The sequence below is a fragment of the Mesorhizobium yinganensis genome (assembly GCF_040081985.1).
GTDB classification, from domain to species: Bacteria; Pseudomonadota; Alphaproteobacteria; order Rhizobiales; family Rhizobiaceae; genus Kumtagia; species Kumtagia yinganensis.
Genome location: NZ_JBEBMH010000014.1, coordinates 80,802 through 100,380, shown reverse-complemented (window position 1 = coordinate 100,380; position 19,579 = coordinate 80,802). Strand labels below are relative to the sequence as shown.

Genomic DNA, 19,579 nt, shown 5'->3' with positions numbered 1-19,579 from the left:
CGGTGGAAGGTCTAGCGGATCATTCGGCCGGTCGAGTGGGGCTGCGGGAGGGCGAAACTGGGATACGGACTGATCAGTGCTGAATTCACACCGATAATCGGGAGATGGAAATGAAAGCCCCTGCGAACAAAAAGCCAAAGGTAAGCGCTGTTGAGATTTTCGTGTCGGCGCCAAAGATCGATGCCTTCTTGCAGTATAGAATACCGAGTTCCGCACAAGCCGGCGACGCAAGCATCAGTGGATCGAATTTTACGAACGATTTTGTTGTTAAAGTTTATAAAACCGATGCCGGAGGAAACAAAATTGCCATAGGAACTGTCGTGGAAAAAAGCTTTGAAAGCACCAAGGAGATATATTTCTCCGCGAAGATGAACAGTGGCGACCCGCCGGGAAAGGACAAAACGATAGGCTTGAAATTCCCAGGGTTTGAGGAGGTTTTCAGCAACGCGACTTTTGAGACCGCATAAATTAGCAGATAGCAGGTTGTAGGCTTCGAGGCATGCGGCCCGCTCTTGCCAATCCGATCTGAGGGATAGGCTCGCGTTTTGGCGTGTGGCCATTCTTGTCCCATTTTCGCCCGCTTTCTGGTAATCCTCGGGCTCCGCAAATCAGCCGGACCCGAGGATGCATTTTCCCTGTCAGCTTACCAAGGCGGCCACCGCCGCTGCGATCCTTTTCGGCTCGGCCACTCCGGCGCTGGTGCATCCGCATGTCTTCGCCGAGGCGCGGCTCGATGTTGTCGTCAATCCCGACCGCACGGTAAAGTCGCTGCGCCATCTCTGGCGCTTCGACGACCTGTTCTCGTCCACCGTGCTGATGGAATTCGACAAGAATTCCGACCTTCAGCTCGACGACGCCGAACTTCAGGACGTGGCAAACACTGTCCATTCGTCGCTCGCGGAGTACAACTATTTCCAGATCGTCACCGAGGACGGCAAGGATGTGGCGATGCAGCCGCCGCCGAAGCTTATTGCCACCTTCGAGGACCAGCAGCTCATCATCCTGTTCGAATCGACACCGAAGGAGCCCCTCAAACTCTCCGGCAAGGTGGATTTCGGCGTCTATGACCCGACCTTCTACACGGCGATCGACTTCACCGACAACGCCAACCTGGCGGTGGTCGACATGCCGGCCGACTGCAAAAAAAGCGTGATCCGTCCCGACCCCGACGAGGCGATCGCCCAGAACCAGTCGACGCTGACCGAAGCTTTCTTCAACGACCCCACCGGGACCGACATGAGCAAGATCTTTGCGACAAAGCTCGAACTCAATTGCCAGGCGAGCGGATGACGGGCCGCGCCGCATGACGAAGCCGACGCTCCGCACCGTCCTCGCCCTGCTCGGGCTGGCCGCGGTCACGGCGCATTTCGCCGCCGCGGCCCATGCCCAGAGCTCGCTCGGCATCGGCACCAACGAGGCCATGGTGCCCTCCACCGGCCTGTTCTCCGGCTTCATGAACTGGGTCAACGTCCAGCAGCAGGGGTTCTACCGCTCGCTCACCGGCGCGCTGAAGGCCATGCGCCAGGACGGCGGCCAGTTGTGGATACTGGTCGGCCTGTCCTTCGCCTACGGTGTCTTCCACGCCGCCGGGCCGGGCCACGGCAAGGCTGTCATCTCATCCTACATGCTGGCCAATGAGGTGGCGCTGAGGCGCGGCATCATGTTGTCCTTCGTCTCGGCCTTCCTGCAGGCGTTGACGGCGATAATCGTCATGACCCTGGTGTTCCTGGTGCTGCGCGGCACCGCCATCTCGATGACCGACGCGACCTGGTTCCTGGAGATTGCCAGCTACGCGCTGATCACCCTTTTCGGCGCCTGGCTTCTGTGGACAAAGGCCTGGCCCCGCCTCTCCGGCCTGTTCGGCCTCAACCCGGCCTTCAGCCTTTCCGCCGCCCAGGCCGACAGCCCCGCCGGCAACCTCTTTGGGCCGATTGAGTCCCCCGCCGCGCCACGCTTCGACCACGCTTTCGTGGCAAGCGACGCCAGCGCCCCGGGTACGGTCATGGTCTGCGAAACCTGCGGCCACAGCCATGCGCCCGATCCGTCGATGATCTCTGGCGACCGCTTCGACTGGCGCACCGCCTGGTCGGCGGTCGTCGCCGTCGGCCTGCGTCCCTGCACCGGCGCGTTGATCGTCCTGTCCTTCGCTTTCCTCAACGGGCTGTTCGCCGGCGGCATCCTCTCGGTCGTCGCCATGTCGGTCGGCACCGCCATCACCGTCTCGCTGCTGGCCACACTCGCCGTCACCGCTAAGAACTGGGCCGTCACCTTCGCCGGCGACGGCCGCACTGGAAATCGGGTGCATGCCTCGATCGAGATCGCCGGCGCGCTTCTGGTCTTTCTGCTTGGCCTCGCTTTGCTCGGCGCCAGCCTCAACGCATAGGGCCTGGGCCAAGTCGCCGCCCCTCAAAAACGCGCCACGCTCGCAGCAGACGAATTGGGACAACCGTCGCCGCAAATCGCGCGAAACAGCCTCCGCGTCCTGTTCGCGAGGGGCGTGCGTCAGCGCAAAACCTCTGACAAAGGGCGAATTTTCCGGCAACCAGCTGAAATATCTTGATATTCCGGACTTGACGGCGGCTTTCTCGGAAAAACCGTCAGCGCTCGCGCCTACGCTGCTGGCGGCCGCGCAGCCAGAACACCAGGAAGAACGCCGCGACGAACAGCACGGCGAAAATCCCTGCGATTACAGGAGAGTAGCCGCCGATCGCCAGCATGATCGTCGGCAGGTAGAAGGCGCCGATGCCGAAACCCAGCACGATCACCAGCGCGGCGATCGCCGCGTTGCGGTTGTCAGTGGTCATGGAAGCGCGAAATCCATCGGGGCAAAATCCTCAAAGCGCGAAGCCGCCGTCGACCATCATCACCGTTCCGGTCGTGAAGGCCGCCTCGTCCGCCGCCAGGTAAACGACGATCGGCGCGATCTCAGCGGCATCGGCAACGCGTCCCATCGGCTGGCGATTGACGAACATTTCCAAGGCCTTGTCCTTGCTGCCGACGCTCTTGCCGAGTTCCTCCACCCGGTCGTCCCACGAAGGCGACCGGAAGGTGCCCGGCGCAATCGCGTTGCAGCGAATCCCGTCACGAATATAGTCCGCCGCCACCGATTTCGTCAGCCCGATCACCGCCGCCTTGCTCGCCCCATAGGCATAGCGGTTCGGTATGCCTCGCACCGAGGAAGCCCCCGACGAAATGTTGACGATCGAGCAGGTCTTGCCCGTCTCCTTCGCCCTTTCCAGCATGCCCGGCAGGAAGGCACGTATCGTCCTGTGCATCGACTTCACATTGAGGTCGAACGAAAAATCCCAATCTTTCTCGGAGGTTGTCAGCACCGTGCCGTGGTGCACGAAACCGGCGACATTGACCAGAATGTCGATCTTACCGACCTTTTGCGCATAGGCCTCGACGGCCTTCGTCGACAGAACGTCGAGCTTCGCCTTCTTGGCCCTGGCCAGCCCGTCCAGCTTGTCCCGGGAAATATCCGAGGCGAAAACCGTCGCGCCCTCGGCCACGAACAAGTCAGCGATCGCTCTTCCGATCCCCTGCCCCGCCGCGGTAACCACCGCAATCTTGCCCTTCAGTCTTCCCGCCATAATCTCCCCCGGCCGTCTTGTTACGAATACTTCTGGTCGCGTTTTGCAGCGAAGGCTTAGTCCATCGGCCGGCAAAAGTCTTGGCCCGAATCGAGCTTTTTCGCCGCACCGTATTGGAAGGCGCTCGGCAACATATTGTTCGGTATGGCTTTTTCAGCTCGCCGCGCGAAACTCCTCCAACCGTCTGTTCTGTTGCCCGGCCGCGTCGAAATTCGTCGGATCGAGCCACGCCTCGTAAGCGCGCTTCAGTGCCGGCCATTCCTTGTCGATGATGGAAAACCAGGCCGTGTCGCGGTTCTCGCCCTTGATCACCATGGCCTGCCGGAACACCCCCTCCGGCTGGAAACCGAAGCGCAGCGCCGCCCTTTTCGACGGCTCGTTGCGGTTGTTGCATTTCCATTCCCAGCGGCGGTAGCCGAGTTCGTCGAAGATATAGCGCATGAACAAAAAATGCGCCTCGGTCGCCGCCGGCTTGCGCTGCATCAGCGGCCCCCAATGGATATGACCGATCTCGATGACGCCGTTGGCCGTATCGATGCGCAGAAAAGTCTGGCGCCCCGCGACCTTGCCCGACGCCTTGTCAATCACCGTGAAATACAGCGGGTCCTCGCTGGCCTCGGCCTTTTCCAGCCAGGGCTGCAGCGCCGCGCGGTTTTCCGGCGGATATTCGCCGAGCCAGCGGAAACGCTCGTCGGCATTGGCAATCGTGGCTGCCTCGTACAGCCCGTCGCCGTGCCACGCCGCCGACAGCGGCTCCAGCCGCGCATAGCGCCCCTCCAGCACCTTGCGTTCAGGCCTAGGCCTTGCCGTCCACTTTTTCAGCTCTTCGTCCAAGGTCGGCCTTGCTCCGATTGACTTTGCGGCAAGAGGCTCACAGAAACGCGCGGACAATAAGTCGCGCATGGTCTCACCGTTGGGTTTTCGAGGCCATGCGCTAGAACCAGATTGGGAGGAAAAGTGCTCCAAACGATAGCCGCCTTCGACCGCATCGGGGAGGAAAACGCCTTCGCCGTGCTCGCCCGCGCCACCGCGCTCGCAGCGCAGGGCAAGGACATCATCAATCTCGGCATCGGCCAGCCAGATTTCCGCACGCCCGACCATATCGTCGAGGCCGCGATCAAGGCGCTGCGCGACGGCCATCACGGCTACACGCCCGCCACCGGCCTGCTCGCCACCCGCGAAGCGGTGGCGCGGCGCACGCTGACCACAACCGGCATCGAGGTCTCGCCGGAGAACGTCATGATCCTGCCCGGCGGCAAGCCGACAATGTATGCCGCGATCGTCATGTTCGGCGAGCCGGGCGCGGAAATCCTTTATCCCGATCCCGGTTTCCCCATCTATCGCTCGATGATCGAGTTCACCGGCGCGAAGCCTGTGCCGGTGCCGATCCGCGAGGAGAACGGCTTTGCCTTTTCGGCCGAGGAAACCCTCGCCCTGATCACCCCGAAGACGCGGCTGCTCATCCTCAACTCGCCCGCCAACCCGACTGGCGGCGTCACCCCGCGCGCCGAAATCGAGAAGCTGGCGAAGGGGCTGGAAAAGCATCCGCATGTCGCCATCCTGTCCGACGAGATCTACGACGTCATGACCTATGACGGCGAAAAACACTGCTCGCTGCTGCAATTTCCGGAACTGCGCGAGCGCCTGATCGTGCTCAATGGCTGGTCGAAGACCTGGGCGATGACCGGCTGGCGCATGGGCTGGTCGATCTGGCCGAACTCGAAGGAGAGCAGCCACCTCTACGACAAGGTGCGGAAACTGGCGGTCAATTGCTGGTCCTGCGTCAACGCGCCGTCCCAACATGCCGGTATCGCCGCCATCGACGGACCGCAGGATGCGGTGGATACCATGATGAAGGCGTTCGACCGTCGCCGCAAGCTGGTAGTCGAGGGCCTGAACAAGCTGCCGGGCGTCTCCTGCATCACCCCGAAGGGCGCCTTCTACGCCTTCCCCAACATTTCCGGCACCGGCTGGAAGGCCAAGAAACTGGCCTCCACGCTGCTGGAGGAAACCGGCGTGGCGCTGATCGGCGGCCCGGATTTCGGCGTGCTCGGCGAAGGGTATATCCGGCTTTCCTATGCCAATTCCGAGAAGAATATTTTGCGGGCGCTGGAAAGGGTGGGAAAATTTCTCGAAGCCGGCGCGAAGGCGGCCTAAATAGGGCTCCGATTCGAGGTTCGCTTCAGACCGGCCGGTAGAACAGGGCTCTTCCGGCCGGAATCAAGAGGCTGCAAGGTTCTGGCCCCCAAACCAAGCACCATCTGGACCGCGAAACCCGCCGCCACCACGTCATGGTGGCGCATGTCTGCCGGCGTCGTCGCCTACTCGGTCCTGTGCGTTTTCCTCGCGGCAATCGTGCGGGGCTATTCTGGATTCGGTTTTTCGCTGCTGACCGTCACAGCACTCTCACTGGTGCTGCCGCCGTCCCAGATCGTGCCCTCGATCTTCATGCTGGAGATCGCCGCCAGCATCCACCTGCTGCCGGGCATCTGGAAGGACGTGCATTGGCGCTCGATCCTGCCGCTGCTGATCGGCTGTCTCGTCGGAACGCCGCTCGGCGTGTGGTTCCTCGCCAATGTGCCAGCCGCGCCGATGCAGCTGGCGCTGGGCATCATCGTGTTGATCTTTACCATCCTGCTGTGGCGCGGTTTTGCGCTGAAGACCATGCCGGGCGCCGTCGCCTCGGTGACGACCGGCGGCGTATCGGGCCTGCTCAACGGCGCGTTTGGCACCGGCGGGCCGCCGGTGATCCTGTTCTATTTCGCTTCGCCGGCCGGCAACATCGCCGGCCGCGCCTCGGTCATCGCCTATTTCCTCGGCACCGACATGATGGCGCTGCCGATGCTGGCGCATGAAGGCCTGCTGACCTGGGACAGCGTGGTCCGCGCCCTGATGTTTTTGCCGGCGCTATTGATCGGAGTCTGGGTCGGCTCGCGCGGCTTCAAGGGCGCTGACCCGGCCGTCTTCCGCAAGGGTGTGCTCGCGCTGCTCGGCCTGCTGGCGTTGATTTCCGCGGCGCAGGGGTTTTTCGCGCTCTGACGCTTACCGGATATCGGCCACCGTCTTGTGAAAGAAAGTGCGCGCGCGAAAGGACACCCAAAGCGATGCTGGCAGGTACAGCCAAAGGAACGCGAAAATAGATAGTATTCCCGCGCTTGAGGTCGACACACCGCCCACCAAGGCAATAATTCCTAGAACGATCGATCCAAGAACAGAGAATACAAGGCCATGTAAGATGCGTATGTCATAGCGAAGGACTTTTCCTTGGTCGGTTTTTGTAACCATTATCTTTCCACGGTCAAAGATCCCCAACGGACTCAATCCCTTCCAATGCTCCTTCCGGGAAAAATCACCCGCCCCTCTGGATGTAAAGAAACGCCACCAAGGATCGCAAAATTCCACCGACAGCTCTGTCGTCTGAACGACCGGCTTGCAGTGTGCTGCGAATATTGAAGCAAAACGCTGAATTATCTTATGTTCGGACCGATCTCCGAGAATCAGAACTCCGCCACGAACATGCCAAATTGCATCAAGCATCGATCCCACCCCTGTTGGCGAAATATAGTATCGCGTTGTGCTTTTGCCTATAGTCGCTTCTCGAACCAGTGATTTGCGTAAAAATTGTCGTTGTAGCGCGCGATTTCGTGGTAGCCGAGTTTTCGGTACATCGCCTGCGCCTCCAACAACGCGCGATTAGTGTCGAGCCGCACGCTCGTCAGCCCGGCTTCCAGCGCGAGGGATTCGAGCTTTTCCATCAGCCGCGATGCAATGCCCAGCCCGCGCGCCGAGGGCGAGACCCAGACGCGCTTGATCTCGCCGATACCGTCCTCCAGCGTCTTCAGCACGCCGCAGCCGGCCGGTTCGCCGTCGATGCGCGCCATGAGGAACCAGCCTTTTGGCGGCGTCATCTCCGACGCCTCGGCAGCCTTGCCGATTTCCAGGTCAAAGCCTTCCTCGAAACGCCGCGCCAGTTCGGCAAAATACTCGCCGAGGCAAAAACGCGCTTCGTCGCTGTCCGGCGCCTCGACCGCCACCTCAAGTGCTGCGATGCGCAGCAGGCGCTCGACCTCCGCCATCGCCGCCACCAGCCGCTCGCGCTGCACCTCGTCGAGCGGCGTGAGCATCGAGCGCGCCAGATCGTCGGAAAGCGCATCGTAGGCGGCGTATTCGCCGCGCCCCTTCTCGGTCAGCCGCGCCTGGCGCACGCGCCCATCGGCCTCCGCCTTGCCGACCTCGACTAGGCCATTGCCTTCCAGCGAGCGCAGGAGCCGACTGAGATAGCCGGCGTCGAGGCCGAGCCTGCGGCGCAACAACCGCACGTCCCTGCCCTCGCCCGGCCCGGTCTCGAAGATCAGCCGCGCCTCGCCGAGCGGTCGGCCGCGCGACAGATAACTGTCATCAAGCGCGCCGATGCGCTGCGAGACGAGCCGGTTGAAGCAGCGTATCTGGTCGATTTGCTCTCTTTGCATTATCTGACTTTAGTCAGATATTTTTCCCCACACAAGGCCGGGTCGCGGAGCGATGCAGATTTGATCGCCACGCATGCGCGCTCAATGTCAGGAGCAAATCGTCGAAGTCTTGCGAAAAAAGCCGGAACCGGCTCTGTTCCGCGCGCCAGGCAACCGTCCGAATAATCAGAAGAGGGTACCGATGCTCTATGCAATGCTCGCCTATCATGTCGAGGACGCCATCGACGCGATGACGCCGGACGAGGATTCGGCGCTGATGAACGACCTTCTCGCGGTCCACACAAGTTATGTCGATCAGGGCACGTTCGGCCCCGCCGCTAGGCTCGTCTCGACAAAAGATGCCTTTACCCTGCGCGGGCCCGGCGCCGGCATGGTCGTCGACGGCCCCTTCGCCGAGACCAAGGAGCAACTGCTCGGCCTCTACATGATCGAGGCCGAAAACCGCGACGCCGCGATCGAAATCGCGCGCGACCTGAAGAGCGTCAACCCCACGGCGGTCTACGAGATCCGGCCAGTCATGCTTTACATTCCCGGCGCGCAGCTTGCGGAAACGGCGAGGGAGTGATTGGCGGGCCGCCCAGCAGCCCAACACCTAATCCGGCCGGTCAGCCCCTTCCGACAAACGGCATCTTTGTCGCCATCACGGTCATGAACAGCACATTGGCGTCGAGCGGCAGGCCAGCCATGTGAAGCACCGCATCGGCGACATGCTGCACGTCCATCACCGCTTCCACCGCCATCGTGCCGTTGGCCTGCGGCACGCCCACGGTCATGGCATGGGCCATATCCGTCAGCGCGTTGCCGATGTCGATCTGGCCGCAGGCGATGTCGAAGCGCCGCCCGTCCAGCGCCAGTGTCTTGGTCAGCCCGCTAATGGCGTGTTTGGTCGCCGTATAGGGCACCGAGCCCGGCCGCGGCGCATAGGCCGAGACCGATCCATTGTTGATGATGCGGCCGCCCTGCGGCGACTGCCTTCGCATCGCACCGAACGCCGCGCGGGCGCACAGGAACGAACCCGTCAGGTTGACGCCAACCATGTGGGTCCACACCGATACCGGTATCTCGTCGATCGGCGTCGATTTGTAGCTCATGCCCGCATTGTTGAAGAGTAGGTCGACGCGGCCGAATGTGTCCACAATCGTCTTGAACAGGCTTTCGACATCGTCCTCCCGCGAGATGTCGCAGGACACGGCCAGCGCACGCGCCTCCGTCGGCCCGGCCTGAGCCACCGCTTCGTCGAGCAGCGCCTGCCGCCGTCCGACGAAAACCGTGTTCCAGCCATTGCGCAGCAGCGCCGTCGCCGTCGCCTTGCCGATGCCGGTGCCCGCGCCCGTGACAACCGCCGTCTTGCCTGAATTCATGATGTTTCCTCCATGTCAGCGCGAGGCATTGCAGATCATGGGCAATCAGGCAAGCCGTCCGACAAAAAGGGCGGTCATTGGCGACCGCCCTGATCTGAACCGCACTTGGGAGGAGGAAAGCGGATCCGACTGATGAGAATGATGCGCTTTAAGGGTTAACCAAAGGTTAAGGCGATTTTGAGGTGCTTTGGGCTTCAGCCGATGCCCGGCAGGAACGGCCGGCCGTTCAATGCCTCGACAAAGGTCCACATTACAAAACCGACAAACGCCAGGGCAAAAAACCTTGCCGGCCATCGGTTCATCGCACCGAACAGCGCCAGCGACAGCAATCCGAACAACGGGATGAAATGCAGCGCGTGGCTGGCGAAGAAATGCGCCACGCGCAGGTCGCCGCCATCGCGCACCCACCCCATCACCGGAAAGCCGCCCGTGTCGAGGCCCGACCCGCCGACCGCGTGGCCCGCCATGCCGGCCATCGTGCCGGCGGTGACCAGCGTGAGCGGCAGCGTCAGGGCAAGGCCGATGATCAAAGCCTCGCGGACAACGGGCAAGAGCCCAGTCGCCGAATTGCGGGCGATCAGCCAGGCATAGACGGCCGGCGGCGTTGACAGGATCACGGCGCCCAGTCCCATGACCGAATAAAAAATCCCGCCGATCGGCCCCCGGTTGAAATGCGAGGCCGTGCCCAAAAACGCCGCGCCGCCGATCCAGACCATCTCCGCGACGATCGCAAAAACCACGATCGAACTGTAGAGCCGGTACCAGCCGCGTTCGCCGATGCCCGCTGGCAGGAAACGCGCGTAGAAGGCCAGGGTGAACAGGTAGACGACCAGCGCCGCCTCGAACTTCAGCGGCTTCACCCAGACCTCGATGCCGAGGAAGCTGCGCTGGTCGACCACCGACGCGAAAACCGTCGGCGCGATGGCGGCGAGCATCAGGATCGCCGCGCCGAAGAAGCGCGGCTCGGCAAGGCGCAGCATTTCCAGGAAGCGAGGCAACCGGACTTCCGGAATGGGCTGCGGGAGCGTCTCGGTCGCCGACATCGGATTCTGCTCCTCGGTTGCGGCAGGTTCAGGCGATAACAGCACGGCCGGCCCGCGCCGCGCGGATGGCGGCGAAGGTCAGGAAACCCGCCGGCCCGAACAGGAAGGTCAGAGCAAGGCAAGGCACGACCAGCAGGAACGGCACGGCCTCGCCGCGGCCCTTGCGCACGATCCACGCGCCGACGAACAGGTCGAAGGCCAGATAGTGAATCCAGCCGGCGAGCAGCAGTTCGCGCGTCTGGAAGAGGCGCGCCACATTGTCGAGGCTGTCGAACCCGCCCTCGCCGCGCGCCCAGAAGGCAAGGATCAGGCCGGCATAGGCGACCGACAGAAGCAGCGGAATTGCATAGGCCGCGATGCGGTCGGCGATGATCGGAAACAGCGGGCTGCCGAGCAGCACCGCCCATCCGGCCAGCGCGGTGGTGTTGGCAATCTGGAACAGGGTGTCAGGGGTCATCGCGGCGGCAGCCTCATCTTGACAGCGACAAGATGAGGATTGCAGACGATCTTTACGATGTCAACTTCATTTTTACGCCGTCAAGATTGAGCCCGGAAATTCGTGGTGCTAAGCACCGACGGCAAAGGATCTGGATTCATGGCGCAAGAGACCGGGCAGCGGGTTAGATCGGCCTATCATCACGGCGACCTGCGCGAAGCGCTGCTCAAGGCGGCCGAGCAGGAACTGATCGAGAAAGGCATCGAAGGGTTCACGCTGCGCGGCGTCGCCAAGCGCGCCGGCGTGTCGCACGCCGCCCCGGCGCATCATTTCCGCGACACCAGCGACCTGCTGACGGCGCTCGCCGCCGTGGCGGCCACCCGCTTCCGAGACACGATGAAACGGCGCCAAGCCAGGTCGCCGGGTGACGCTCGCTCGCAATTCATCGCGTCGGGCCAGGGTTATATCGAATTCGCGCTCGACAATCCGGCCCTGTTCGGGCTGATGTTCGGCTCCCGCCGCCCGGATTTTTCATCCGAGGAGTTTTCAAGGCCGTCTTTCGAGTCGTTCATGGTGCTGGTCAAGGATGTCGCCGACCTGCGCGGTGACAACGCCCTCGATCACGTCGAAGGCCGCGCCGACATCCTGACCGCGTGGTCGCTGGTTCACGGCCTGGCGAACCTGCTGATCGCAGGCCGCCTTAGATTTCTCCAGGGCGACCTCGAAGCCGATCGCGACGGTACGATCCTGCGGGCACTCGAACGGGTGGTCCCGGGCGGTCGGCGGACGTGACACTCGGCGGACATGGCTGCGCGGACCGGAAGCCCGATATCCACTCCCAATCCTTTGGATGCTGCCAGCGGTGAAAGTCTGCCACCCGACACCTGCGGTCAACTCTAGACGGAAGTCCAGAGGGCCTTCACCACGTCACTTTCTCCAGCCGCTGTGCCTTAGCCCGAAAAAGAGCGGCGTCTTTTAAGTCTGGATTGAACTTCATCGCCTTGTCATAGTCAGCAATTGCAAGGTCGAAGCGGCCGTTCAGGTGATACAGCATCCCGCGTTTGAGATGGGCTAAGGCGAGTGCCGCCTCGTTGGCCTGAACGCCGTTCTGCGACGAGAAATCAGACAGGTCGTAGTCAATTCCCATTGGTGAGCCGCTCAATGGTGAAGCGTCGACTTCGGACATCCGGATCATCGCGTCTAAGTCGGCCAGCGCCTGTTCACTCTTCATTTGCACGAAGTAGGCTATGCCTCGATTGTAGAGGGCCAACCTATGTGCCGGCTCTATAAGGAGGGTTTGGCTGAATTGCTCAATTGCATCATCGAGCCGGCCAAGGTCCACGTACAGTCGTCCCAAATTATAGGAAGCGAGCGAGTTGTTCGGATTGAGTGATAGCGCTGCCTTAAAATCCTGTTCGGCGTTCACCGTCTCTCCCAACTCGAACCCGGCTGTGCCTCTGTTGACGAGAGCGTCCACAAAATCCGGCCGGATGGAAAGTGCTAGGTCGTAGCTCGCAATTGCCTGTTCGAGCTGCGACGATGCGTGCTCGCAGACGCCCTTCTGATATGCGGCATCCGCAAAGCCAGCATTGAGCTTGAGCGCCTGCTGGAAGTCGGAAACGGCCTGATCGCAACGGTTGAGAGCACGGAAGGCGAGACCACGATTGTAGTAGCCTTCGCTGGCATTTGGACTGGCGCTGATGAACCGTCCGAAGTCGTCCGCCGCCTTCTGCGGCTCGCCCCCGTTCAGATAGAGGGCGCCCCGTATGAGGTAAGCTTGGGTCAGCTTGGGCTCAATACGCAGCGCCTGGTCAAAATCCTCAACCGCGCCTTTCACATCGCCGGCACTCTGCCGCGCACTGCCGCGAAGGACATATATGGAGGCGATCTGCTGTTGCTTGAACGGCAAGCCCGCCTTCAGCAACTCGGTGCAGGCGTCGGCTTTCTGCTGCACCTCGCAGTCTGCTATGAGCGCGTCCACATGGGCTTGATCGAGCGGAGTCCGGGTGGCTGCATATGCACCAGCCACCAGAACCCCGAGGCCGATCAGGCTCGCGGCAATCATAGTTGGACGCGATGTTCCACGAGGTGGGGGGAGAACGTCGTCGGCGCCTGACCAAGCTGGCTGGAGTTTCCCCTCTCCAGCTTCTTGCTCATGCGCACCATCATTCATGGAATGCTTCCCCGCTCCCATTCCAATTAGGGAGCAGCATAGACTTAAATCAACTCCATAAATTGTCTGCGGCCAACAATACGCAGGCAACAGCCGCTTCCCGCCCAAAGCGGCATTCTCCGGGACCCAAAGCGTCAGACTTTCACCAGGCGTCCGGCTTTGCTCGGTCGGCTGCTCTGAACGCTACCAGCGCGGATTGACGTTGGGGTTTGCTGTAGTGACAGTCTCGGGCGCGGCCGGTGCGGGAGCAGGCTCGGCTGGGACCGCCGCTTTGGCCGCCGTCACGGTCGCCTCGACATGGTCGATCAGCGCGTCCGGCAGACCGAGGCGCCCCGCCAGCAAGTCGAGATAACCGCGCTCGGCGCGCGAATCCGGGTCGATAGCCAGCCGCGAGGCGGCGTAGAGTTCCACCTTCTGCTCCTCCGTCTTGGCGGCGGCGGCAAGCGCGTCGAGGTCGAGCGGCGCGTCCAGTTCCGCCATCAGGAATTTTTCCGCGTCGCCGCCGATGCCGGCGAGGCTGAGTTTGTCGGAAATCTTCTTGCGCTCCTCGTCGTCGATATGGCCGTCGGCCTTGGCGGCGGCGATCATGGCGCGGATCAGCGTCAGCGCGAATTCGGTTTCCCCCTGCGGCGCATTGTCGGGATGAAAACCGGTATCGGAGGGCGGCGGCAGCATCTGCGGCTGCGCCTCGGCCGTCTCGGCAGGCTCCTTGCCGGCCTGCCAGTTCTTGTAGGCGTGATAGGCAAGCCCGCCGATCGCCGCCAGCCCGCCAAGCTTCGCAGCCGAACCGGTGACCGAGCGTCCGGTGCTGGTGCCGAGCAGCACGGCAACCAGCGCGCCGGCCGCCAGCGGATTGTCCTTCGCCATCTGCACCGCCTTGCCCGCGCCGTCGCGAACGGTGCCGCCCGTGCCGGGCACGTTGGAGCCGAGCAGATCGTCGAGCAGTTTTTTGGGATCGAACATCGAGGCCTCCGCTTGCTGGTCCCGGTATCGGCGGGACGATCACAGGTCCGTCAGAATTAGGCAGCCCACCGCGACAATGCAATGACCGGCGCGTTTCGGGCAGGCCAATCGCTCGCACGGATTTTCCGCGCCCATAGGCAGTGGGCAGTCGGCAATGGGCAGTCGGGCCGTGCGTCGACGCGATCGTCGGCGAAGCACACCGTCACTGGAGTAACCTTCACCCTCAAACCATCCGGCTGCCTATTGCCGACTGCCCACTGCCTATGGGCCAAATCCCCTGGATCGTCGCCGCCGCGCCCTCCGCGCTCAACTGCCGATCGGCAGCGGCAGTCCCAGCGCCTCGGCGCGCTCCACCTGGCGCTGGCGCTCCGCATAGCGGGCGCGATCCGCGTCGCTGCGCTCGCCGTGGCAGCGCTCGCAGGAGATGCCCGGCCGATATTTCGGCGACCGCCGGTCGGCCGGCATCAACGGTGCCCGGCAGGCGCGGCAAAGCTCGGCCTCGCCCTCAGCCAGCCCGTGCGTGACCGAGACACGCTCGTCGAAGACGAAACACTCGCCTTGCCACAGGCTCTCCTCGCTCGGCACCTCCTCGAGATATTTCAGGATGCCGCCCTTGAGATGAAAGACGTCCTCGACGCCCAGCGATTTCACATAGGCGGTCGCCTTCTCGCAGCGAATGCCGCCCGTGCAGAACATCGCAACCTTGCGGCCCGCGAGTTCCCCGCGATGCACCTGCGCCCAGGCTGGGAAGTCGCGAAAACTCCGGGTCCGCGGGTCAATCGCGCCGTCGAAGGTGCCAAGCCGCACCTCGTAGTCGTTGCGCGTATCGACAATCACCGTGTCCGGATCGGCAATCAGCGCGTTCCAGTCCTGGGGCTCGACATAGGTTCCGGCGCTCGCGGTCGGGTCGATGTCCTCGACGCCCATGGTGACGATTTCACGTTTCAGCCGCACCTTCATACGGTGGAACGGCATCTCGCTTGCAAGACTGTATTTGACCTCAAGGCCCGCGAATTCAGGAACGGCCTCCAGCCAATCGATCAGCGCGGCAATGGCTTCGGGACGCCCGGCGACCGTGCCGTTGATGCCTTCGTGCGCGAGCAGGAGCGTGCCCTTGATGCCCTTTCCGCAGCAGAACGCCGACAGCGGCGCCCGCACGCTCTCGAACCGATCCAGCCGGCAGAACCGGTAGAGTGCGGCGACGCGGAAGGCCTCTTCGGGCAAGGGGGAAATCATGGCCGCTGGCCGTATCGGTTCACCCGCACATTTTCAAGGCGGACGACGAGTTCGCCGTCATCCGTGCGTGACATTCCGGTGCCACATCGTCTGCGCCGATTGGTCGCCAGATCGACCCGTCGAATCCGCCCGCGCTTCGTGGACTTGTCGGGCTCACTCTGTTAATCGGTTTAAATCCCGAACACGACCGGACAGTACCGATGCCAAGCAAGACCGAAAAGCTGTTGTCCCTGCTTGACGGACAGCCCGTCATTCCCGTCATCAAGATCGACGACGCGGACAACGCCGTTCCGCTTGCAAGGGCGCTGGCGCGCGGCGGACTGAAGGTCATCGAGATCACGTTGCGCACCCCGAGCGCCCTGGAAAGCATCCGGCGGGCCTCCGCCGAGGTGTCGGAGGCGGTGGTCGGCGCAGGCACCATCCTGGACGCCGCGCAGTTCGACCAGGCCGCCAAGGCCGGCGCGCGTTTCATCGTCAGCCCCGGCGTCAGCGGCAGCGTCCTGGCCGCCGCCGCCGGCAGCGAGGTGCCGCTGCTGCCCGGCGCGATCACGCCGGGCGAGATCATGACGGCGCGCGAAGCCGGCATCGACTTCCTGAAATTCTTCCCGGCCGAGCAGGCCGGCGGCGCGGCCTTCCTGAAAGCGCTCGCCTCCCCCTTCGCGGGCATCCGCTTCTGCCCGACCGGCGGCGTCTCGCAGAAGAACGTCAGGGACTATCTGTCGCTGCCCAACGTCGTCTGCGTCGGCGGCTCCTGGGTCGCGCCGGACGAACTCGTCAAGGCCAAGGACTGGGCGGCAATCGAAGCGCTGGCCAAAGAGGCCTCGGGCTTGCGGGCCGTCTGAGACAGCGGGATCGACGCAAGAAGACCGCCATCGTCGAACGTCCAAGTCCGTGGGCGAACGGACCATCTTCGACGCACGCAACTGCGTTCCGGACGGCAAAATGCGGCGCCGCAAAGGCGACGCATTGGCGCGGCAATGCGGACAAGAATCTTCCCTAATTGAACCACGCTTGAGGCGGCAGATGGAGCCGGGCGGCGGCGAGGGAGGTACCCATGCGCAACATGCCCAGCCTCAAAATTCAGTCATCGCATTCGAGCGGAAAGGCTCCGGTTTTCGATCCGGGGAACTTCGTCGACCACATCGACAATCCATTCATGATCCTGCGGCCGGGAACGGCCTTTGTCTATCAGGACAAGGCGGAGGGAAGCCGCGACGTCTTCGAGGTGACCTACAAAACCGTCGTCATCGCCGGAGTGACCTGCATCGTCGTGCACGACACGAAGTCGATCAATGGACAGGTCATTGAGGACACGTTCGATTACTTCGCCCAGGACAAGCAAGGCAACGTCTGGTACTTCGGCGAGGATACCAAGGAGTTCGAACCGGGAAATCCATTGCCGGTCAGTACCGAAGGCAGCTGGCGCGCGGGCGTCGACGGCGCACGGCCGGGCATTGTCATGGAGGCGCACCCAAAGGTGGGCGACGCCTATTTCCAGGAGAATGCACCTGGGGTCGCCGAGGACGCGGCTCAGGTGCTGAGCCTTGATGCTTCCGTCGTGACCGCCTACGGCGATTTCGAAGACGCTTTGAAGACGCGGGAAACCACGGCGCTCGACCCCGGCCATGTCGAGTACAAGAAGTATGTGGCCGGTGTCGGCGAGGTGCTGACGACCACCCCCGACGGCGAATACGAGGAACTCGTGAGGATCGTGGTACGGGGCCTGCCCGGAAACGACAGGCTCGAGGGCTATGCTGGCAACGACACCGTTCTGGGCGGACTGGGTCACGACACGCTGCGCGGTCTCGACGGCAACGACCGTTTGGCCGGCGGCATCGGCAATGACCGGCTCTTCGGCGGAAAAGGCGGCGACCGCCTGGGCGGCGGTGCCGGCAATGACGACCTGTCCGGCGGAGCCGGCCCGGACGTCTTCTTGTTCAGGTCGGCCGAACTGACCAACGGTTTTCGCGAGACCGATACGATCCTTGATTACCGCAGGTCGCAGGTGGATGTGATCGATCTGCCCGACGGCCGCCAGAGCATCGCGAGCGACGCGGTGATCGACGGCGTTTGGCGGCTGAAACTGCGAGGCGATGGCGATACGGTCGACCTCGTGGGCGTCGCCGACGCGAACCACAACGGACACGTGATAGACGATCTGCTGATTATCTAGCGGCGAAGATCAGCGACCGGTCACAATCGTGTCCGGTCGCTTGGTCGAGAAGGCGGGCGCTACTCGAACCGCGCTACCGACAGGAACTCCACGGACTTGCCGGTGAAGCGGTTCGCATCTGGAACGCCTTCACCGTCCTTGCGGAAGCCCATCGTGTAGACTTCGCGCGGCGCGGTCACCACCGCATTGTAGGCGAAGGACGGCGCCGTGGTGTTGGCAACGGCGGTTTCCGCCATCTGGTCGCTGTTCAGCGCCCAGCGGGCGGCGGTCGGCTGCGCCGCTGTCACCTTGCTCTTGCGCTCGGGCTTTGCGTCGCCGGCTGTAGCCCGCGCGGTCTTGCGCGTGGTCTTGACGCCGAGCGACGCCACGGTGCCGGGGTCGACATTGGCCGCCAGGGCCGGCTGCGACGACCCTGCCGTCACCGAAGCCAAGGCCGCGACGCGCGCATTGTTGGCCTTGATGGCGGCCGCGACGGCCGCCTGGTCGTCGGCGGCGCCAGACGCGGCGGGCGATGCCGGACGCTCGGACGGGATGGCGGTCATCTGCAACTCATCCTCGTCGGCCGGGCGGCCCATGGGCATCGGAACCGCCGCCGCATCGCTCGTCGTCGTCGGGTCGCGCTCAGCCGAGACCAGCGCCAGCAGGACGTCGTCCGGCGTTTTGGGATCCACGGCATCGGCCACCTTGGGTGCGGCATGCGCCGGCCTGGGCGTCGGCAGCGGAATGCCAAGCGCGACCTGCGCGGGAGGCTCGGCAACGGCGCCCGTGGCAGCCGGCCCGGACGCCGCATCGGCGGGAACCTGCTCGGCCATGCCGAAGGGCATATCGGCGGGCGGATAACCGGCGGCGGCCGATTCGGAGACGGTGGTGGCGGCTGCCATCTCGGTCACCCCGACTTCGGCCTTCGGGCGCGGCGCCAGCGCAGGCAACGGCACCGAACGCGCGGGCAATGCCGCGATGATCATTTCCGGGGTCTGAGCGACGGGTGCTTCCGGCTCTGTCGCCGTCTCCGGCGCGGTTGCGACCGGCAGTTCGGTCCGGTTGGCATTCTCGGGCGACACGATCTGGATGCCCTGCAGTGATTCAGGCTTGGCGGCGGGAGCGGGGGGCGCAGCCTTGGCGACCGCTACGGGCGCCTTCTCCTCGACAACCGCAGCAGGCGTTTCCTCGACGGGAGCACCTTCCTCGTCCTCATCCGCGCCGCGGCTGAACAGCATCGCCAGCAGACCTTTCGACGGCTTGCTGCTGCCGGTGGAGGCCAAGGCGAGCGCGGTCGCGCCGCTCTTCTTGCGCGCCTCGTAGGAAGCGACCGCTTGCTCGAAGCCGGGCAGCGGCTTGCCGTCGCTCGGCACGTGCAGCGTCTTGCCGTTCGGGAACAGCGCCACCAGTTCGCGGCGGCTCATGCGCGGCCAGTGGCGCACGCTGCCGACATCCATATGGACGAAAGGCGAGCCCGAGCGCGGATAATAGCCGACACCGCCGACCTGCATCTTCATGCCGGTCTCGCGCAGCTTCTTGAGGCTGACGCCGGGGATATAGAAATCCATCGCCTTGCCGAGCATGTGCTGGCTCTTCTTGGCGACGCCGCGGCTGCGGCCGCGCAGCATCGAGTTCGTCGCCGGCGAGCGATAGGCCGACACGACGTTGATGTAGTCGCGCGCGCCCACCGACTGATACACCGACCAGACGAGGTCGAGCAGGCGCGGGTCCATCTTGGTCGGCTCGTTTCGCCGCCAGTCGCGCAGGAAATTGTTGATCTTGTTGAGGCCGGCCTGGTCGTAGCGCCCGTTGCGCTTGAAGGTGATCTCGGCCTTTTCCTTGGTGTGGATGAAATAGAGCTTCAGCGTCCGTGTCTCGGCGCTTGCCGCTCCCATGCCCCAGGCCGACGCGCAGAGCGCGACCATGAGACCAACAAACCAGTTTCTCCAGCGGATACCCTCGTCGTCTCGCCGGTCGTGGTGTCGCTCGATGCTGATCAAATCAAAAGGCCTTGCAGACTGCCGTTTTGTCCCCGGACTTGAACCCTGGACGCCGGCGATTCCCGACACCCAGACTATCGATCCTAATGGTTAATCACAGCTTATTGAAGCTGAAATGCGGTAAGAGCGTGGCAGCATCCTGTCCAAATCCGT

The 19,579-nt window shown here is 63.3% G+C and carries 21 protein-coding genes; 9 read left to right on the top strand and 12 right to left on the bottom strand.

Annotation, left to right across the window (positions count from 1 at the left end; all coding sequences use genetic code 11):
- Positions 1–110: 110 nt before the first annotated feature.
- The 3 genes from ABMA59_RS22790 to ABMA59_RS22780 all read left to right on the top strand — a co-directional run bounded on the left by ABMA59_RS22790 (position 111) and on the right by ABMA59_RS22780 (position 2,383).
- The gene (locus tag ABMA59_RS22790; protein WP_349007685.1) at positions 111–467 is read left to right on the top strand and encodes a hypothetical protein; all 357 of its coding nucleotides are present in this window, start codon (positions 111–113) and stop codon (positions 465–467) included.
- A gap of 157 nt (positions 468–624) precedes the next feature.
- The gene (locus ABMA59_RS22785) at positions 625–1,290 is read left to right on the top strand and encodes a DUF1007 family protein (protein WP_349007684.1); all 666 of its coding nucleotides are present in this window, start codon (positions 625–627) and stop codon (positions 1,288–1,290) included.
- A 13-nt stretch (positions 1,291–1,303) separates the two neighbouring features.
- Complete coding sequence (locus ABMA59_RS22780; protein WP_349007683.1) at positions 1,304–2,383, top strand: nickel/cobalt transporter; 1,080 nt, start codon at positions 1,304–1,306, stop codon at positions 2,381–2,383.
- A 214-nt stretch (positions 2,384–2,597) separates the two neighbouring features.
- Here the strand turns inward: ABMA59_RS22780 and ABMA59_RS22775 are convergent, their stop codons facing one another.
- From ABMA59_RS22775 to ABMA59_RS22765, 3 genes are all read right to left on the bottom strand, one after another.
- On the bottom strand, positions 2,598–2,804 hold the full coding sequence (locus ABMA59_RS22775) for a hypothetical protein (protein WP_349007682.1): 207 nt from the start codon (positions 2,802–2,804) through the stop codon (positions 2,598–2,600).
- A 30-nt stretch (positions 2,805–2,834) separates the two neighbouring features.
- Complete coding sequence (locus ABMA59_RS22770) at positions 2,835–3,593, bottom strand: SDR family oxidoreductase (RefSeq protein ID WP_349007681.1); 759 nt, start codon at positions 3,591–3,593, stop codon at positions 2,835–2,837.
- 153 nt (positions 3,594–3,746) lie between these two features.
- Positions 3,747–4,427 carry a GNAT family N-acetyltransferase gene (locus ABMA59_RS22765; protein WP_349007680.1) on the bottom strand — a complete coding sequence of 227 codons (681 nt, stop codon included), beginning with the start codon at positions 4,425–4,427 and terminating at the stop codon, positions 3,747–3,749.
- Positions 4,428–4,550: 123 nt separating this feature from the next.
- On the opposite strand from ABMA59_RS22765, the gene ABMA59_RS22760 reads away from it, so the two are divergent.
- Positions 4,551–5,750 (top strand): pyridoxal phosphate-dependent aminotransferase, encoded by a 1,200-nt coding sequence (locus ABMA59_RS22760; RefSeq protein WP_349007679.1) that lies wholly within the window; start codon positions 4,551–4,553, stop codon positions 5,748–5,750.
- Positions 5,751–5,894: 144 nt separating this feature from the next.
- The gene (locus ABMA59_RS22755; protein ID WP_349007678.1) at positions 5,895–6,632 is read left to right on the top strand and encodes a sulfite exporter TauE/SafE family protein; all 738 of its coding nucleotides are present in this window, start codon (positions 5,895–5,897) and stop codon (positions 6,630–6,632) included.
- A gap of 3 nt (positions 6,633–6,635) precedes the next feature.
- Here ABMA59_RS22755 and ABMA59_RS22750 read toward each other — a convergent pair whose 3' ends face one another.
- Both ABMA59_RS22750 and ABMA59_RS22745 read right to left on the bottom strand, forming a co-directional pair.
- Complete coding sequence (locus ABMA59_RS22750) at positions 6,636–7,130, bottom strand: hypothetical protein (RefSeq protein ID WP_349007677.1); 495 nt, start codon at positions 7,128–7,130, stop codon at positions 6,636–6,638.
- A 47-nt stretch (positions 7,131–7,177) separates the two neighbouring features.
- The gene (locus ABMA59_RS22745) at positions 7,178–8,062 is read right to left on the bottom strand and encodes a GNAT family N-acetyltransferase (protein ID WP_349007676.1); all 885 of its coding nucleotides are present in this window, start codon (positions 8,060–8,062) and stop codon (positions 7,178–7,180) included.
- A 181-nt stretch (positions 8,063–8,243) separates the two neighbouring features.
- On the opposite strand from ABMA59_RS22745, the gene ABMA59_RS22740 reads away from it, so the two are divergent.
- Positions 8,244–8,627, top strand: coding sequence for a YciI family protein (locus tag ABMA59_RS22740; protein ID WP_349007675.1), 384 nt, complete (start codon positions 8,244–8,246; stop codon positions 8,625–8,627).
- 40 nt (positions 8,628–8,667) lie between these two features.
- Here the strand turns inward: ABMA59_RS22740 and ABMA59_RS22735 are convergent, their stop codons facing one another.
- The 3 genes from ABMA59_RS22735 to ABMA59_RS22725 all read right to left on the bottom strand — a co-directional run bounded on the left by ABMA59_RS22735 (position 8,668) and on the right by ABMA59_RS22725 (position 10,923).
- Positions 8,668–9,423, bottom strand: a complete 756-nt coding sequence (locus ABMA59_RS22735) for an SDR family oxidoreductase (RefSeq protein WP_349007674.1) — start codon at positions 9,421–9,423, stop codon at positions 8,668–8,670.
- A 194-nt stretch (positions 9,424–9,617) separates the two neighbouring features.
- Positions 9,618–10,466, bottom strand: coding sequence for a hypothetical protein (locus tag ABMA59_RS22730; RefSeq protein ID WP_349007673.1), 849 nt, complete (start codon positions 10,464–10,466; stop codon positions 9,618–9,620).
- Between the two features lie 28 nt (positions 10,467–10,494).
- Positions 10,495–10,923 carry an ABA4-like family protein gene (locus tag ABMA59_RS22725; protein WP_349007672.1) on the bottom strand — a complete coding sequence of 143 codons (429 nt, stop codon included), beginning with the start codon at positions 10,921–10,923 and terminating at the stop codon, positions 10,495–10,497.
- A 138-nt stretch (positions 10,924–11,061) separates the two neighbouring features.
- Here ABMA59_RS22725 and ABMA59_RS22720 point away from each other — a divergent pair, with 138 nt between their 5' ends.
- Positions 11,062–11,694, top strand: a complete 633-nt coding sequence (locus tag ABMA59_RS22720) for a TetR/AcrR family transcriptional regulator (RefSeq protein WP_349007671.1) — start codon at positions 11,062–11,064, stop codon at positions 11,692–11,694.
- A gap of 127 nt (positions 11,695–11,821) precedes the next feature.
- On the opposite strand, the gene ABMA59_RS22715 is transcribed toward ABMA59_RS22720, so the two are convergent.
- From ABMA59_RS22715 to trhO, 3 genes are all read right to left on the bottom strand, one after another.
- Entirely contained in the window at positions 11,822–13,075 is a 1,254-nt protein-coding gene (locus ABMA59_RS22715) for a tetratricopeptide repeat protein (RefSeq protein ID WP_349007670.1), read from the bottom strand.
- Positions 13,076–13,258: 183 nt separating this feature from the next.
- Complete coding sequence (locus ABMA59_RS22710) at positions 13,259–14,038, bottom strand: tellurite resistance TerB family protein (protein WP_349007669.1); 780 nt, start codon at positions 14,036–14,038, stop codon at positions 13,259–13,261.
- A 306-nt stretch (positions 14,039–14,344) separates the two neighbouring features.
- Positions 14,345–15,274: an oxygen-dependent tRNA uridine(34) hydroxylase TrhO gene (gene trhO / locus ABMA59_RS22705; RefSeq protein ID WP_349007668.1), complete on the bottom strand. Its 930-nt coding sequence runs from the start codon at positions 15,272–15,274 to the stop codon at positions 14,345–14,347.
- Positions 15,275–15,474: 200 nt separating this feature from the next.
- Here trhO and ABMA59_RS22700 point away from each other — a divergent pair, with 200 nt between their 5' ends.
- Together ABMA59_RS22700 and ABMA59_RS22695 are read left to right on the top strand one after the other, a co-directional pair.
- Positions 15,475–16,116 carry a 2-dehydro-3-deoxy-phosphogluconate aldolase gene (locus tag ABMA59_RS22700; protein ID WP_349007667.1) on the top strand — a complete coding sequence of 214 codons (642 nt, stop codon included), beginning with the start codon at positions 15,475–15,477 and terminating at the stop codon, positions 16,114–16,116.
- Between the two features lie 212 nt (positions 16,117–16,328).
- Positions 16,329–17,447 (top strand): calcium-binding protein, encoded by a 1,119-nt coding sequence (locus ABMA59_RS22695; protein ID WP_349007666.1) that lies wholly within the window; start codon positions 16,329–16,331, stop codon positions 17,445–17,447.
- A gap of 59 nt (positions 17,448–17,506) precedes the next feature.
- On the opposite strand, the gene mepK is transcribed toward ABMA59_RS22695, so the two are convergent.
- Positions 17,507–19,426 carry a peptidoglycan L,D-endopeptidase MepK gene (mepK, locus tag ABMA59_RS22690; RefSeq protein WP_349007665.1) on the bottom strand — a complete coding sequence of 640 codons (1,920 nt, stop codon included), beginning with the start codon at positions 19,424–19,426 and terminating at the stop codon, positions 17,507–17,509.
- Between the last annotated feature and the right edge of the window lie 153 nt (positions 19,427–19,579).